Raw genomic sequence first — 14,628 nt, forward strand, 5'->3', positions numbered from 1 at the left:
GGCTCCGGAAACAGTCTGACACCGGGCCAGGCGTCCACGCTCGGCCAGGTCGTCGTTAGTCGGTGCTTTCGCTACGCTCCTTCTCAATAAGGTAGTCCACGACTTCCAGGGTTTCCGCATGACCACCGGTCATGCCGGGTCCGGTCTTGTACTTCCCCGCCACCAGCATGGTGGGGGTACCGCGTACCTGGGCGCCCCGCAGTACCGACATACCCCGCTGCACCTGGGCCTTGACCCCGAAACTGTTAAAGGCCTTGAGGAAGGCTTCCCGGTCAACCCCCTGGGTCTCAACAAAATCCGCGAGGGCGGACGCACTGGTCAGATCCTGACGCTCTTCGGCCAGCGCTGTATAAAAGGCCTCGTGGGTCTTGTCGGTGGCACCAATCGCCTCGGTGGCGTAATACGCGTAGGCATGCTGGACAGCCGCCTTGTTCATCGGTGCGGGCAGCAGAACCAGGTTGACGTCGTCGCCGATGTCTTTCTTCCAGGCCTGCATGAAGGGTTCAAAGTCGTTGCAGTGACCGCAGCCGTACCAGAACACCTCAACCACCTCGATCCCCTCTCCAGAAGAGGCGGATACCTCCGTGGACAGGCGTTCATAGTGCTCGCCTTCCACCCATTGATCCTGGGCTGAAGCGGAGAAAGCGACGGTCGCGGCGATAACGCCGGCGGCAAGAGATCGGAAAATACCCATCAAGCACCTCTGGATTGGTTTTTTGGTTGTTTCATGGACTTGCGTGAGACAGGCTCACCGGCAAAAGGTTCATCTGCCACGGATTATGCCATGCTGCCCCTTCAGGTCCAGCCAGTGACCCTTACAGCACCGACAGGATGTCAGAAACGCAAAAGCCCGCACAAGGCGGGCTTTGTTCCGGGCAACCGTTGATCGGAAAACGATCAGTGCAAACCGGAAATGTAGTTGGCCACGGCCTCGATCTCGGTATCCGTCAGACGGGAGGCAATGTCCACCATGATCTGCGACTGGGGCGCCCCGTTCCGCTCACCGTTCCGGTACGCCTTCAGTGATTTGATCACGTACTCGGCACCCTGGCCACCCAGGTGGGGGTAGCCGGCAGGGCCGTTGCCCTTGCCCTCGGGATTGTGACAGGCGGCACAGGCGGCCACACCGGAGGCCAGGTTGCCCCCCTTGTAGAGGCTACGCCCCTGCTCCAGGTTTTCCTCGCTGGCCTGACTGACGGGCATCTCGGTCTGGTCGAAGTAAGCCGCCAGATCCTGCAGGTCCTCGTCGCTCATATCGTCCAGCATGCCGGTCATTTCAGCGATCTCGCGATCACCGTCGCGAATGGCACGCAACTGCTGGACCAGGTAGGTTTCCCCCAGCCCCGCCAGTTTCGGATACACCGCCATAACCGGAGCCGCGCCATTCTGCCCGTGACAGCCCGCACAAACACCAGCATTTGCCTCACCTGCTTCAGGATCTCCCGCGCCATGGGCTGTCATGGAGAGGCCCAGGCCGAGAACCACACCTGCGATCAGTTTTTTCATGCTCGCTCCGCTATCTCTCATCAGAAACATTATTCTTCGTGCCGCCGGCAGAGCCGGGCAAAGCCCCGACTGGTGGGCCATTGGCCGTGGTACCCTGCGCACCGTCCGGAAATTGGTGTAGCATTATACATTAAGGAGCCCATGAATAAATGCCATGGCCCTGTTTGCAGCCACCCGCCCTTTACCCGTGTCATTCAGGACGTATTCGTGACCACTGAAACACCCAAGCCGATTTCCTACAACAGTGCCCGCTTCCTGGTCAGCGCCGCGCAATTAACGGACTGCCCACCGGACAGCGGTCGCGAGGTCGCCTTCGCCGGTCGTTCCAACGCCGGCAAGTCCAGCGCCATTAACTGCATCACCGCCAATGGCAAGCTGGCCCGCACCAGCAAAACGCCCGGCCGCACCCGGCTGATCAACTTCTTCTCGCTGAACCGGGCCGACTGCCGGCTGGTGGACCTGCCCGGCTACGGCTACGCCAAGGTGTCCCGGGACATGAAGGACGACTGGCAGCAGCACCTGAGCCACTACCTGACTGACCGGCGCAGCCTGGCGGGACTGGTCCTGGTGATGGATATCCGGCACCCACTGACCGACTTTGACCAGATGATGGTGGAATGGTGCGAACATAACAATCTGCCGCTGATGATCCTGGCCACCAAGGCGGACAAACTGAAGTTCGGCCAGGCAAAGACCGCCATGCTGGGTATCCGGCAGGCGCTGAAAGATGTGCAGTGTCTGCACCACCTGATCATGTTCTCGGCAACCACCAAAACCGGCCTGGAAGAGTGCCGTAATGGCCTGACCGGCTGGCTGGAGGGGTAACCCGCCATAAAAAACCCGACCGGAAGTCCCGGTCGGGAATCGTCAGGGTTTGCGACGTACTGAGACCTGAGTCTCTTACCGGCACGTCCGTGGTTGCCGGTATGGAGTATGACCGCCCTGTCGCCGTAAAGTTCCTGTCACATCACTCTCCGGACATGGCCCAGGGCATATCCGGCCGATATCGGTCCCTCAGGATCAGCACCTCGTCCCGGTGGGCCGGATCCAGGTAGGGCAGGTGCAGGGTCAACACCTGATAGATGCCCTGGCGCACCTCCGCCAGCACCAGTTCCCGGCTTTCATTGGTGGTCTTGAGGAACTCCATCCAGTTGGTGATCACCAGCCAGATGTTCAGGGCCAGGGCCTGGCGCAATTCATCGGACAGCGACTGCAGCACCCGACCCCGGATCAGGCCGTGCAGGATGTTTTCAATGGCCACCAGGCAGCGTGCGGTAAAGGCCCGGTACTCACGTCGCAGACGGTCGTCGTTCTCCAGCAGGAACGCCAGCTCCCGATGCAGGAAGCGGAACCGCCAGAGGCCATCCACCACCGACTCCAGGTAGAACACCAGGTCATCGATTGTCAGGGCGTTGCCACTCCGTACCTTCAGATAGCTATCCACCAGGGACTCATACTGCCGGAATAGCTGGTAGACGATGTCGGCCTTGTTACGAAAGTGGTAATAGAGATTGCCCGGGGAGATACCCAGGTCGGCCGCTATATGGTTGGTGGACACATTGCGTTCACCCTGGCAGTTGAAGCTGTCCAGGGCCACCTGGAGAATCCGGTCCCGGGTATTCCCGGTATTTTTCGGCGAGGATGCTGACATTGTCTGGTCTGATTTCCGGCGCAAATGATTTTTCAGGGGACCACTGGCAATCCCGGATTTATTCCGGTACGAATTGGAGTATAAACTCTAATCAGTCGCAGACCTTTCTCAGACCTTTCAAGGGTACCGTGGTTGTCTGAAGGTGGACTGCCCGCGTCGAACCATCTCGCCGAGGATCCTATCATGAGCGCCACCGTCGTCCCGATGAACGAGAGCAAGAAACAGATCCAGCTCACCGCCAGGATACTGGCCGAACAGAAACAGGCCTTCAGCCGCAACCCGTTACCGACCCTTAGTGAGCGCAAGGACAACCTGTTGCGCCTCAAGAAGGCCCTGATCGCCCATCAGGAGCAGTTCTGCGAGGCGATCGACAAGGACTTCAATGGCCGCTCCCAGGATGAAACCCTGATTGCGGAGATCATGCCGTCCATTCAGGGCATCAACTACGCCATGGAGCACCTCAAGGACTGGATGCAGCCGGACCGCCGGCATGTCTCGGTGCTGTTCCAGCCGGCGAGCAACAAGGTCTTCTACCAGCCCAAGGGCGTGGTGGGCATTATCGTACCCTGGAACTACCCCCTGTACCTGGCCATAGGGCCACTGGTGGCAGCATTGGCGGCGGGCAACCGGGCCATGATCAAGATGTCGGAATTCACTCCCCACACCTCTGCCCTGCTGGCCAACCTGGTGGAGACCACCTTCCCCCGGGACCTGGTTGCAGTAGTCAATGGCGAGGCCGACGTCGCCGCCGACTTTTCCGGTCGCCCCTTCGATCACCTGCTGTTCACCGGCTCCACCACCGTGGGCCGACTGGTGATGAAAGCAGCGGCCGAGAACCTGACGCCGGTCACCCTGGAACTGGGCGGCAAGTCCCCGGCAGTGATCTCCAATGACGTGCCCATGGAGGATGCCGCCGAACGCATCGCCTTCGGCAAGGCGTTCAATGCCGGCCAGACCTGCGTGGCGCCGGACTATGTGCTGTGCCCCTCGGACCGGGTCAACGCCTTCGTGGACGCCGTCCAGGATGCCCTGGGCCGCATGTATCCCACCCTGCGGGACAACCCGGACTTCACCAGCATCATCAACGAGCGTCAGTACCAGCGCCTCCGGGAACTGCTGGCGGACGCCCGCAGCAAGGGCGCACAACTGGTGGAGGTAAACCCGGCCGGGGAGTCCTTCGAGGACGGTTGCCACAAGATCCCGATCACCCTGGTGCTCAACCCCACCGACGACATGAAGGTGATGCAGGACGAAATCTTCGGCCCGATCCTGCCGGTGGTGCCCAGCAAGGGACTGGAAGACGCCATGGCCTACATCAACAGCCGTCCGCGGCCACTGGCCCTGTACTATTTCGGTTACGAGCGGGACGAACAGAAGCGCCTGCTGGCGGGCACCCATTCCGGCGGCGTCTGCATCAACGACTCGCTGCTGCACGTGGCCCAGGATGACCTGCCCTTTGGTGGCATCGGGGACTCCGGCATGGGGCACTACCACGGCAAGGAAGGCTTCCTGACCTTCTCCCACAGCCGCGCGGTGTTCGCCAAGCAGAAGCTCAACAGCGGCAAGCTGGTGTATCCGCCCCACGGCGGCCCCCTGCACAAACTGGTCTATCGGTTCTTTATTCGCTAGTATCTCGGGCCTCTGAAACCAGAAGGAGTACGCCATGACAACGGTTATCTACCCGGGAACCTTTGACCCCATCACCAACGGCCACACCGATCTGGTGGAGCGGGCCAGGCGGCTGTTTGACGAGGTGGTGATCGCCGTTGCCCACAGCTCCAAGAAGAACCCGCTGTTCACCCTGGAGGAACGGGTTCGTCTGGCGGAAGAGTCCACCGCTCATCTGGATAACATCCGGGTGGTGGGTTTCAACAACCTGCTGGCGGATTTTGTCCGCGAGCAGAACGGTACTGTGCTGCTGCGCGGCCTGCGGGCGGTGTCCGATTTCGAGTACGAGTTCCAGCTCGCGGACATGAACCGTCACCTGGCCCCGGAAGTGGAGAGCGTGTTCCTGACACCGTCCAACCACCTGTCGTACATTTCCTCGTCGCTGATCCGGGAGATTGCCTCCCTGGACGGTGACGTGGCGGAATTCGTGTCACCGGTGGTGCACGAGGCTCTCAGGGCGAAGTTCGCCAAGTAAGCTGTGAGCCTTCCATCAGGTAACCACCCATGGCCCTGATCATTACCGGCGAATAGCCTGACCGCGGCCTGTCAGGCATAAAAAAACCGGAGCCCGCGGGCTCCGGTTTTTTGTGACCGGTGATACCTTACTGCAGCATCGGCGAGGTTCCCGGCATGGGGATGGGCATCTCCTGACCGTTGAGGTTGACTGTCATGTCCTTCAAAGAGGCATCCATCACGTAGAAGTCCCCCTCTTCCACCAGGGCGCCCTGGATCACCATGGGCATCAGTTGATCTCCCAGCTCCGGATAGCGCTCTCCCAGTGCCACGGGGATCTTCAGGTTCATCTCGCCCTCGATGGTCTGGGCGATCAGCATGAACGGCACCCGGTCCTTGTCCGGCTGCTCCGGATGGGCGACTTTCAGGTGACCGGTCACCGGTCCCTCCGGCGATGAAATATCCATATCGGTGACCACCGTCAGACCCCGGGCCATCAGCTTCTCCAACCCGCCCGTCATGGCCATGGTGGCCTGCATCTGCTGCTGGAAAGCCTTCTGGGGATCGTCACCGGAGGCCATGCTGAGCTCCTGCATCGCCTGGGCCGCTTCCATCAGTTCGTTCCAGGCGGCGACATCCACCTCCTGCATCCGGAAATCAAAGCTGTGGGGACCATAGCCCTCATCGCCGTAGCTGACCTTGTCTAGGGTCATGGTGCTGTCGAGGTCGAATGACTGGTCATCATTCACCGCCTCAGTATCGGAGACAACCTCCAGGCCTTCCAGCACGACCTCCGGCTCATCCCGGGCGGCGACGGACACCTTGGCCACGGTCATGCTGCCTTCACCGGTCCACAACTGCCCCGTCAACAGAGTGGCCTGCTGTTCCATGTCCAGGTTTTCCATGGACAAGCGCATATCCGGGGTCCGCAGCACCAGCCCGGGCCACTGCATGTCGAGATTCATCTGCTCGCCACCAGCGCTGAACTCCAGGGTGGAATAGCTCCGGGAAACATTCAGGGATTCACCGGCTCCCTCGTCCATGTAATCAATGGCCGGCACATCCAGTTCCACCAGGGAGGAACCCCAGGCGCTGGTGGTGACGGTCAGGGTTGGCTTCTCGTCCGGGAAGACCTTCTCGAACTCCTCGTCCTCGGGCAGGTCGAAGTTGAACAGGATGGTGCTGCTGGTGATGCCGTGGGAGACATCGCCCGTCCAGCCGATGGCATGCCGCTCTCCGGTATCCGGGTCCACCACATAGAGCTGGCCCGTGATGGTGGACTCCAGGTAACCCCGGTCATACTCCGCCGTTTCCATGATAAAGAGGGGTTGGGCCTGGTTGAAGTCCCCGGTCGCTGCCTGCCATTGCTGTTCCGTCAGCATTCCCACGGCCCATGGGGCAGCCGCCGCTGCCGCCACGACCACGCCGCCGGCGATGATCCATGTTTTTTTCATGTCCTGTACTCCAATTCAGGGAGTCAGCCCGGGCGCGGTGGCACCGTTCAAACCTCCCTGTTTACTGGTCCCGCCCGTTTCCTCGTGAACGGGCTGCGAAACCGGCGCCGGATCACTTGGCACTTAGCCGGTCCAGCAGGACCGACTGGGACGCAAAGCGCTCCTCCTCCGGTGAGGGCTGATTTTGCAGGTAACGTCCATCAGGCTGCAAGACCCAACTCTGACAGTTGTCACGTAAACAGGCATCCAGGTCTTCCTCAAGGCGGTTGACCAGGCTGCGCTCCTCCACCGGGAAGGCCACCTCGACCCGGTTTACCAGGTTACGGACCATGCCGTCAGCGCTGGAGCAGTACACCTCCGGCTTGCCATTGTGGCCGAACCAGTAGACACGGGTGTGCTCCAGGAAGCGCCCGATAATGGAGCGCACCTGGATGTTCTCCGACAGCCCCGGCACCCCCGGACGCAGGCAGCAGATACCACGGATGATCAGGTCGATCTTCACACCGGCCTGTGAGGCCCGGTACAGGGCGAGCATCACTTCCGGATCGGTCAGGGCGTTGAACTTGAAGATGATGCGACCGTCGCTGCCGAAGCCGGCTTCCCGGTCAATCATCTCGATCAGCCGCCGGTGCAGGGTGAAAGGCGCGTGGAACAGTTTCTTGATCTTGAGGGCCTTGCCCATACCGGTAAGCTGCTGGAACAGCTTGTTGACGTCGTCGCACAGGGCATCATCGGCGGACAGGTAGCTGTAGTCGGTATAGAGCCTGGCGTTACCGGCGTGGTAGTTGCCGGTCCCCAGGTGGACGTAGCGCTTCAGGCGACCTTCCTCGCGACGCACAATGAGGATCATCTTGGCGTGGGTCTTGTACCCCACCACGCCGTACACCACGACCACCCCGGATTCCTGCAGGCGACTGGCCAGCTCCAGGTTCTCCGCCTCGTCGAAACGGGCGCGCAACTCGATCACCGCGGTCACTTCCTTGCCGCGACGGGCCGCATCCATCAGCGCCTCGACGATCTCCGAGTCGGCCCCGGTGCGGTACAGGGTCTGGCGAATGGCCAGCACCTGGGGATCCTTGGCGGCCTGGCGCAGGAAATCCACCACCGGCGTGAAGCTCTCGTAGGGATGCAGCAGCAGGATCGGCTGCTTGCGGATGGCGTCGAAAATCACCTCGTTGTTGCGGATCGGCTTGGGCACCGCCGGCGAGAACCCCGGATAGGTGAGATCCGGCCGGTTGACCAGCCCACTGACGGCCATCAGCCGGGTCAGGTTGACCGGGCCATGAACCTTGTACAGATCCCGTTCGGTAAGACCAAACTGCCGCAACAGGAACTGGATCAGTTCCTCGGGGCAGTTGTCAGCCACCTCCAGCCGCACCCCGTCGCCGAAGCGGCGGCTCAGCAGTTCGCCGCGCAGCGCCGAGGCCAGGTCTTCCAGGTCGTCCTCCAGTTCCAGGTCGGCGTTGCGGGTCAGGCGGAACTGGTAACAGCCCTTGATCTCCATGCCCGGGAACAGCTCATCGGCGTGGGCGTGGATCATGGACGACAGGAACACCAGATTATCACCGCCATCACAGACGTCATCGGGCAGGCGCACCAGGCGGGGCAATGACCGGGGCGCCGGTACGATGGCCATGCCGGTCTCCCGGCCGAACGCATCCTTGCCGTCCAGCTCGACAATGAAGTTGAGGCTCTTGTTGACCAGTCGCGGGAACGGGTGGGAAGGATCCAGCCCGATGGGATTGACCACCGGCAGGATCTCATCCTCGAAGTACTGGCGCACCCACTCCGCCTGGGCCGGGGTCCAGTCGCGGCGACGCACGAAGTGGATACCCTCCCGCTCCATTTCCGGAATCAGGACCTTGTTGAGGATATCGTACTGTTCTGAAATGTATTCGTGGGCCACCTGGCTGATTTCCTGCAGCACCTGCTCCGGCAGCATACCGTCCGGCCCCACCATCTCGCGGCCATATTTCATCTGTTGACGCAGGCCGGCCGCGCGGATCTCGAAGAACTCGTCCATGTTGCTGCTGAAAATACAGCAGAAGATCAGGCGGTTGAGCAGCGGATGATGTTCATCCAGAGCCTGCTTGAGCACCCGGTAGTTGAACTGCAGATGACTCAGTTCGCGGTTGAAATAGTTTTCCCGGGCGGTAAGGTCCAGCACCTGCTCCGGCACCTCCACCGGTTCAGGTACCGCAGCCACTTCGCCCACCTTCCCGACCTCCGGTACCTGTTCCATACTCATATCAACCTCCCTTGAGCAGGCGTGCCGCCCGCACCGCAAAGTAGGTCAGGATGCCGTCGGCACCAGCCCGGCGCATGGCCATGAGACTTTCCATCATTACCTTGTCGCCATCCAGCCAGCCATTCTGGGCGGCGGCCATGTGCATGGCGTACTCGCCGCTGACCTGGTAGACAAAGGTGGGTACTTTCAGCTCGGTCTTCACCCGATGGACGATGTCCAGGTAGGGCATGCCGGGCTTGATCATCACCATGTCGGCACCTTCGGCCAGGTCCATGGCCACCTCATGCAGGGCCTCGTCGCTGTTGGCCGGGTCCATCTGGTAGGTTTCCTTGCTGCCCTTGCCCAGGTTGCCGGCCGAGCCCACCGCATCCCGGAACGGGCCATAGTAGGAAGAGGCGTACTTGGCGGAATAGGCCAGGATCCGCGTGTTCACCCGGTCGGCCTGCTCGAGGGCCTGGCGAATCTCGCCAATCCGGCCATCCATCATGTCCGACGGTGCCACCACGTCGGCGCCCGCCTCGGCATGGGACAGGGCCTGTTTCACCAGGGCTTCCACGGTGCGGTCGTTCAGCACGTAGCCGTTGTCATCAAGGATGCCGTCCTGGCCATGGGTGGTGAACGGATCCAGCGCGACGTCGGTAATCACGCCCAGTGCCGGAAACTGTTCCTTGAGCGCGCGGGTGGCACGCTGGGCCAGGCCGTCGGTATCCCAGGCTCCGGAACCATCCAGGTCCTTTTTTTCCGGCGGCACCACCGGGAACAGGGCAATGGCGGGAATGCCCAGGTCATGCACCTCGCGGGCATGCTCCAGCAGCAGGTCGACGCTCAGGCGTTCCACGCCGGGCATCGACGGCACGGCCTCCCGCTGCCCTTTACCCTCCAGCACAAATACCGGATAGATCAGGTTATCCACGCTGAGCTGGTTCTCCCTGACCAGCCGGCGGGAAAAGTCGTCCACCCGGTTCCTGCGCAGACGGGTGCCGGGATAACCTCGATTGGGAAGTGAGAACACGAAAGCCTCCGTAACTGGACTGTTTAACGGACTATCATACACATCACGATGTTACTGGGGCATGACCTGAAACATAAGAGTGCGGATCGTCCCCCGCGACACAGGAGCGGCCGGACGTGGAAAACAGCGGGCGGGGCGTTGCCGACAATCGCCAGCAACGCCCGGACCTGATCAGAAACTGCGGTTGTTGAAACCCACCTCGACCTTGCGGGGGGCGTCGTTACGGAAACTGGTGTCGACCTGCTGGATCCGGCCTCCCCCGTTCAGGAACGCCTGGATATCCGCTTCAAGCTGGGCCCGGATCCGTGCACGACCGGCGATGGAATGATCGTCTTCCATCTCGTTCCAGCCGCCCGCCGGCTCCAGGCTGTTTTCATCCAATTCACTCATGGCTAGCCTCCATCAGCGAAAATCGGGAGCCCGTCACTGCCCCCCGTGCTCAATGAAACGCGCCCCGAAAAGCCAGGCAGTCCGATGGCCGTTTCCTGTTCGACACCTCTTGACCATGCTGATCACAAGCACGGCGTGCATGAGCGTCTTGGCGTCTTTATAATCAGTAAAAGATGACAGCGCTATCATGTCGCAAAATCTTTTTGTAACTTTTTGTAACCAGCCGGAACGAAAGCCTGCTCCCTTAAATTTTTATAATAAAGACAATTGGTTACCCCCGAGAGGCATTAACATGAACGCCAAACAGCCAACCCCCGCCAAGTCCGGATTCACTCCCGACCAGTGGCTGGCCCAGACCCACGAGGTCTTCAACCAGCCTCCGGCACTGGAAAACTACAACCTGTTCCTGCAGGACAGGGCCCTCCAGGAAGCCATTGAGCGCGAGGGCGCAAGCTGGGCCCGGCAGGAACTGACGGACTTTGGCGCCCTGGCCGGCCGCCCCGATATCATCGAACTGGGTTTCCAGGCCAATGACAACAAGCCCACGTTCCAGACCCATGACCGCTTCGGTCACCGTATCGACGAAGTCCGCTTCCATCCTGCCTATCACGAGCTGATGCGACTGGCCACCGAGCACGGCCTGCACAGCAGCCCCTGGCAGAAGCCCGGTCCCGGCGCCCATGTGGCGAGGGCGGCCAAGTACTATCTGCACACCCAGGTGGAGGCATCCCACGGCTGCCCGATTACCATGACCTTTGCCTCCATGCCGTCCATCATGAAGCAGCCGGAACTGGCGGAAACCTGGGCCCCCAAGATCCTGGACTGCAGCTACGATCCCCGTAACGTGCCGGATTCCGAGAAGCGCTCCGTGACCATCGGCATGGCCATGACCGAGAAACAGGGCGGCAGTGACGTACGCGCCAATACCACCCGGGCAATTCCCACCGGCAGGGAAGGCTCCGGCCAGGCCTATGAACTGGTGGGGCACAAGTGGTTCGTCTCCGCGCCCATGGGCGACGCCTTCCTGGTGCTGGCCCAGGCCCCGGGTGGTCTGTCGTGTTTCCTGATGCCCCGCTGGCGTCCTGACGGCACCAAGAACCCGTGGCAGATCCAGCGTCTGAAGAACAAAATGGGCAACGTCGCCAACGCCTCCAGCGAGGCGGAACTGCGGGGCGCCCTGGGCTGGATGATCGGCGAGGAAGGCCGTGGCGTGCCCACCATCATCGAAATGGTGGCCATGACCCGCTTCGACTGCATGATCGGCAGCTCCTCGGGCATGCGTCAGGCCGCCGCCCAGGCCCTGCACCACTGCCATCACCGCAGCGCCTTCGGTGCCCGGCTCAGCGACCAGCCGCTGATGCAGAACGTACTGGCGGACCTGGCGCTGGAGAACGAGGCGGCCATGAGCTACACCATGCGCGTCGCCCGGGCCCTGGACGCCGGCAACGACGAGCAGGAACAACTGTTCCTGAGACTGGCCACCCCGGTGGGCAAGTACTGGATCTGCAAGCGCACTCCCAACCATGCCTACGAGGCCATGGAATGCATTGGCGGCAGCGGGGTGATGGAAGACTGCATCATGCCGCGACTGTTCCGGGAATCCCCGGTGAACGCCATCTGGGAAGGCTCCGGCAATGTGCAGTGCCTGGATACCCTGCGGGCCTTGCAGAAGTCGCCGGAGAGCCTGGATGCTTTCCTGGCAGAGGTGAACCAGGCCCGGGGCAGCGACCGCCGTTTCGATGGATTCGTGGACCGGCTGGCGAAGGATTTCAGCGGCGCCATGGGCAACCCGGAACAGATCGCCTTCCAGGCCCGGGATCTGGTGGACCGCCTGGCGGTCTCGCTGCAGGCCTCACTGCTGATCCGCAACGCACCGGCGGCCGTGTCCGATGCCTACTGCGCGTCCCGCATCGACAGCCGGGGCATCCACAACATCGGCGCCCTGCCCAGCGGCGTGGACGCGAAAGCCATCGTGGACCGGGCAACCCCCCATGTCTGATGCATTTCGAAAACTGCTGGCAGAGCGGGAAGCCGCTCCCGCCAGCATTACACCCCATATCGGCATCGTCACGCTGCACTTTCAGCTTTACGGCGTCGAGGACCTGAAGGCCAAACGCAAGGTCTTCACGCCCATGCGGGCGATCTGGGGCCGGGAGCCGGACCTGGCCGTGGCAGAAACCGGAGACTATGAGACACTGGACAGTGCCGTGTGGAGCATTGTTGCCATCGGCGGCACCTCACAGCAGCTCACCGCCCGGCTCGACCAGGTGGAGAAGGCGATCGAGCAACGCATCGACGCGCCGGTACTCGAGGTACACCGGGAGCTGCTATAAGGGCCAGTGCGGATATGACTGTTCGCTTGGCAACCAATGGCATGACGCCGTATACTACGCGGCCCTGACCACGGACCCGTGCTGGGGCGAGGATACGACGCCCCTGATAAAAGTTCCGTAGAGTCTCCGGGCGACAGGAAGATACGCCCGGGGATACCACAGACTGCGTGGCGCGTATGACCGGTAAGAAAAAGTCAGCCCAGGCGTCGGTAGAGGCGATGTATCGGGTATTTACCGTACCCGAGGCCCCCGAATCCACCCTGAGCCGGATTGACCAGAATATCTCGGGTAACCTTGCCGGTTTCCTGCAGGAGCATATTGTTGCGGTGGAGCGTGACCTCAGCGAGGTGGAGAAGAACTTCTCCGACTCCGCCATTCCGGAAAAGCCCATCTTCGTATCCGAGCAGGCCCAGTTCCTGCTGGACAAGCTGGTGGCCAACTCCGTGCACACGGCCTCCCCCAGCTTTATCGGGCACATGACCTCGGCACTGCCCTACTTCATGCTGCCGCTGTCCAAGATCATGATTGCCCTGAACCAGAACCTGGTGAAAACGGAAACCTCCAAGGCGTTCACGCCCATGGAACGTCAGGTACTGGGCATGATCCACCGGCTGGTGTATCAGCAGGACGGCGCCTACTACCGCAAGTGGATGCACGACCCCCGCCACGCCCTGGGGGCCATGTGCTCCGGCGGCACCGTTGCCAACCTGACCGCCCTGTGGGTAGCCCGCAACCGGGCCTTCCCGGCGGAGGGCAGCTTCCGCGGCCTGCACCAGGAAGGCCTGTTCCGGGCGCTGAAGTACTATGGCCACGATGGGGCGGCCATCCTGGTCTCTCGCCGTGGTCACTATTCCCTGCGCAAGGCCGCCGACGTGCTGGGCCTGGGCCGGGACGCGCTGATACCTGTCGATACGGACGACGATAACCGCATCCAGATCGACGACCTGCGAGACAAGTGCCTGGAGTTGCAGCGCCAGAAAGTGAAGATCATGGCCATCTGCGGCATTGCCGGCACTACCGAGACCGGCAACATAGACCCGCTGGATGCCATGGCGGACGTGGCCCGGGAATTCGGTGCCCACTTCCACGTGGACGCCGCCTGGGGAGGTCCCACCCTGTTCTCGCGGCAACATGCCCCCCTGCTGCGGGGCATCGAGAAGGCGGATTCCGTGACCTTCGACGCCCACAAGCAGCTCTACGTGCCCATGGGCGTGGGCCTGGTGGTCTTCCGCGATCCCACCATGGCCAGCGCCGTGGAGCACCATGCCCAGTACATTATCCGCAAGGGCTCCCGGGACCTGGGCAGCAACACCCTGGAAGGCTCTCGACCGGGCATGTCCATGCTGATCCACTCGGGCCTCAAAATCCTGGCCCGGGAAGGCTATGAGATCCTGATCAACCAGGGCATCGACAAGGCCCGCACCTTCGCGGAGATGATCACCGAGCATCCGGATTTCGAGCTGGTGACCGCGCCGGAGCTGAACATCCTCACCTACCGCTACTGCCCGGCCCGGGTCCAGCAGGCCCTGGCCGCCGCCGATCCGATCCAGGCGGAGCGCATCAACATGAGCCTGAACCGGGTCACCAAGTACATCCAGAAGACCCAGCGGGAACGGGGCAAGGCGTTTGTGTCACGGACGCGGCTGGAGCCGGCCCGCTACAGCAAGTTCCCCTGCATCGTCTTCCGGGTGGTGCTGGCCAACCCGCTGACCACCAAAGAGATCCTCAATGACATCCTGGACGAGCAGAAGGTGCTGGCCGGCGAGCCGGGGCTGAAGGATGAGATGGATATTCTGCACCAGCACACAGAAGCTGTGCTGGCGGGACCGGTGGCGAAGAGGGCCTGATTGCAGGCTGGCGCAAACCCAATTTGATGCGAGCTGATCAGCCAGCGCTAACGCGGACTTCGTAAG

Annotated in this window: 13 protein-coding genes; 6 read left to right on the forward strand and 7 right to left on the reverse strand. The window is 61.8% G+C overall.

Going from position 1 to position 14,628, the window contains the following annotated elements; all coding sequences use genetic code 11:
* Positions 1-55: 55 nt before the first annotated feature.
* Together ACJO3T_RS03920 and ACJO3T_RS03925 are read right to left on the reverse strand one after the other, a co-directional pair.
* Positions 56-694: a thiol:disulfide interchange protein DsbA/DsbL gene (locus ACJO3T_RS03920; protein WP_406977846.1), complete on the reverse strand. Its 639-nt coding sequence runs from the start codon at positions 692-694 to the stop codon at positions 56-58.
* Positions 695-897: 203 nt separating this feature from the next.
* Positions 898-1,506, reverse strand: a complete 609-nt coding sequence (locus tag ACJO3T_RS03925) for a c-type cytochrome (RefSeq protein ID WP_406977847.1) — start codon at positions 1,504-1,506, stop codon at positions 898-900.
* A gap of 207 nt (positions 1,507-1,713) precedes the next feature.
* Here ACJO3T_RS03925 and yihA point away from each other — a divergent pair, with 207 nt between their 5' ends.
* Entirely contained in the window at positions 1,714-2,331 is a 618-nt protein-coding gene (gene yihA, locus ACJO3T_RS03930; RefSeq protein WP_406965984.1) for a ribosome biogenesis GTP-binding protein YihA/YsxC, read from the forward strand.
* 142 nt (positions 2,332-2,473) lie between these two features.
* On the opposite strand, the gene ACJO3T_RS03935 is transcribed toward yihA, so the two are convergent.
* Positions 2,474-3,157 (reverse strand): TetR/AcrR family transcriptional regulator, encoded by a 684-nt coding sequence (locus tag ACJO3T_RS03935; protein WP_406977848.1) that lies wholly within the window; start codon positions 3,155-3,157, stop codon positions 2,474-2,476.
* 183 nt (positions 3,158-3,340) lie between these two features.
* On the opposite strand from ACJO3T_RS03935, the gene ACJO3T_RS03940 reads away from it, so the two are divergent.
* Both ACJO3T_RS03940 and coaD read left to right on the forward strand, forming a co-directional pair.
* Positions 3,341-4,786: a coniferyl aldehyde dehydrogenase gene (locus ACJO3T_RS03940; RefSeq protein ID WP_406977849.1), complete on the forward strand. Its 1,446-nt coding sequence runs from the start codon at positions 3,341-3,343 to the stop codon at positions 4,784-4,786.
* Positions 4,787-4,820: 34 nt separating this feature from the next.
* Positions 4,821-5,300 (forward strand): pantetheine-phosphate adenylyltransferase, encoded by a 480-nt coding sequence (gene coaD / locus ACJO3T_RS03945; RefSeq protein ID WP_406965981.1) that lies wholly within the window; start codon positions 4,821-4,823, stop codon positions 5,298-5,300.
* A 127-nt stretch (positions 5,301-5,427) separates the two neighbouring features.
* Here the strand turns inward: coaD and ACJO3T_RS03950 are convergent, their stop codons facing one another.
* From ACJO3T_RS03950 to ACJO3T_RS03965, 4 genes are all read right to left on the reverse strand, one after another.
* On the reverse strand, positions 5,428-6,732 hold the full coding sequence (locus ACJO3T_RS03950; protein ID WP_406977850.1) for a DUF945 family protein: 1,305 nt from the start codon (positions 6,730-6,732) through the stop codon (positions 5,428-5,430).
* 112 nt (positions 6,733-6,844) lie between these two features.
* Positions 6,845-8,980 carry a polyphosphate kinase 1 gene (gene ppk1 / locus ACJO3T_RS03955; RefSeq protein ID WP_406965978.1) on the reverse strand — a complete coding sequence of 712 codons (2,136 nt, stop codon included), beginning with the start codon at positions 8,978-8,980 and terminating at the stop codon, positions 6,845-6,847.
* A gap of 1 nt (position 8,981) precedes the next feature.
* The gene (hemB, locus tag ACJO3T_RS03960) at positions 8,982-9,992 is read right to left on the reverse strand and encodes a porphobilinogen synthase (protein WP_406965976.1); all 1,011 of its coding nucleotides are present in this window, start codon (positions 9,990-9,992) and stop codon (positions 8,982-8,984) included.
* A 171-nt stretch (positions 9,993-10,163) separates the two neighbouring features.
* On the reverse strand, positions 10,164-10,382 hold the full coding sequence (locus ACJO3T_RS03965) for a hypothetical protein (RefSeq protein ID WP_406965974.1): 219 nt from the start codon (positions 10,380-10,382) through the stop codon (positions 10,164-10,166).
* Positions 10,383-10,674: 292 nt separating this feature from the next.
* On the opposite strand from ACJO3T_RS03965, the gene ACJO3T_RS03970 reads away from it, so the two are divergent.
* The 3 genes from ACJO3T_RS03970 to panP all read left to right on the forward strand — a co-directional run bounded on the left by ACJO3T_RS03970 (position 10,675) and on the right by panP (position 14,562).
* Entirely contained in the window at positions 10,675-12,381 is a 1,707-nt protein-coding gene (locus ACJO3T_RS03970) for an isovaleryl-CoA dehydrogenase (RefSeq protein ID WP_406965972.1), read from the forward strand.
* Positions 12,374-12,715: a DUF503 domain-containing protein gene (locus ACJO3T_RS03975; RefSeq protein WP_406965971.1), complete on the forward strand. Its 342-nt coding sequence runs from the start codon at positions 12,374-12,376 to the stop codon at positions 12,713-12,715. The genes ACJO3T_RS03970 and ACJO3T_RS03975 overlap by 8 nt, the downstream gene beginning before the upstream one ends.
* A gap of 176 nt (positions 12,716-12,891) precedes the next feature.
* Entirely contained in the window at positions 12,892-14,562 is a 1,671-nt protein-coding gene (gene panP, locus ACJO3T_RS03980; protein WP_406965970.1) for a pyridoxal-dependent aspartate 1-decarboxylase PanP, read from the forward strand.
* Positions 14,563-14,628: the final 66 nt, after the last annotated feature.

This window comes from Marinobacter shunpengi, from assembly GCF_045449715.1.
Taxonomy (GTDB): Bacteria; Pseudomonadota; Gammaproteobacteria; order Pseudomonadales; family Oleiphilaceae; genus Marinobacter.

Excerpts from the sequence above, each read along its gene's own strand:
- ACJO3T_RS03920 (WP_406977846.1), bottom strand. The coding sequence starts at position 694 with ATGGGTATTTTCCGATCTCTTGCCGCCGGCGTTATCGCCGCGACCGTC.
- ACJO3T_RS03925 (WP_406977847.1), bottom strand. The coding sequence starts at position 1,506 with ATGAAAAAACTGATCGCAGGTGTGGTTCTCGGCCTGGGCCTCTCCATG.
- ACJO3T_RS03935 (WP_406977848.1), bottom strand. The coding sequence starts at position 3,157 with ATGTCAGCATCCTCGCCGAAAAATACCGGGAATACCCGGGACCGGATT.
- ACJO3T_RS03940 (WP_406977849.1), top strand. The coding sequence starts at position 3,341 with ATGAGCGCCACCGTCGTCCCGATGAACGAGAGCAAGAAACAGATCCAG.
- coaD (WP_406965981.1), top strand. The coding sequence starts at position 4,821 with ATGACAACGGTTATCTACCCGGGAACCTTTGACCCCATCACCAACGGC.
- ACJO3T_RS03950 (WP_406977850.1), bottom strand. The coding sequence starts at position 6,732 with ATGAAAAAAACATGGATCATCGCCGGCGGCGTGGTCGTGGCGGCAGCG.
- ppk1 (WP_406965978.1), bottom strand. The coding sequence starts at position 8,980 with ATGAGTATGGAACAGGTACCGGAGGTCGGGAAGGTGGGCGAAGTGGCT.
- ACJO3T_RS03965 (WP_406965974.1), bottom strand. The coding sequence starts at position 10,382 with ATGAGTGAATTGGATGAAAACAGCCTGGAGCCGGCGGGCGGCTGGAAC.
- ACJO3T_RS03970 (WP_406965972.1), top strand. The coding sequence starts at position 10,675 with ATGAACGCCAAACAGCCAACCCCCGCCAAGTCCGGATTCACTCCCGAC.
- ACJO3T_RS03975 (WP_406965971.1), top strand. The coding sequence starts at position 12,374 with ATGTCTGATGCATTTCGAAAACTGCTGGCAGAGCGGGAAGCCGCTCCC.
- panP (WP_406965970.1), top strand. The coding sequence starts at position 12,892 with ATGACCGGTAAGAAAAAGTCAGCCCAGGCGTCGGTAGAGGCGATGTAT.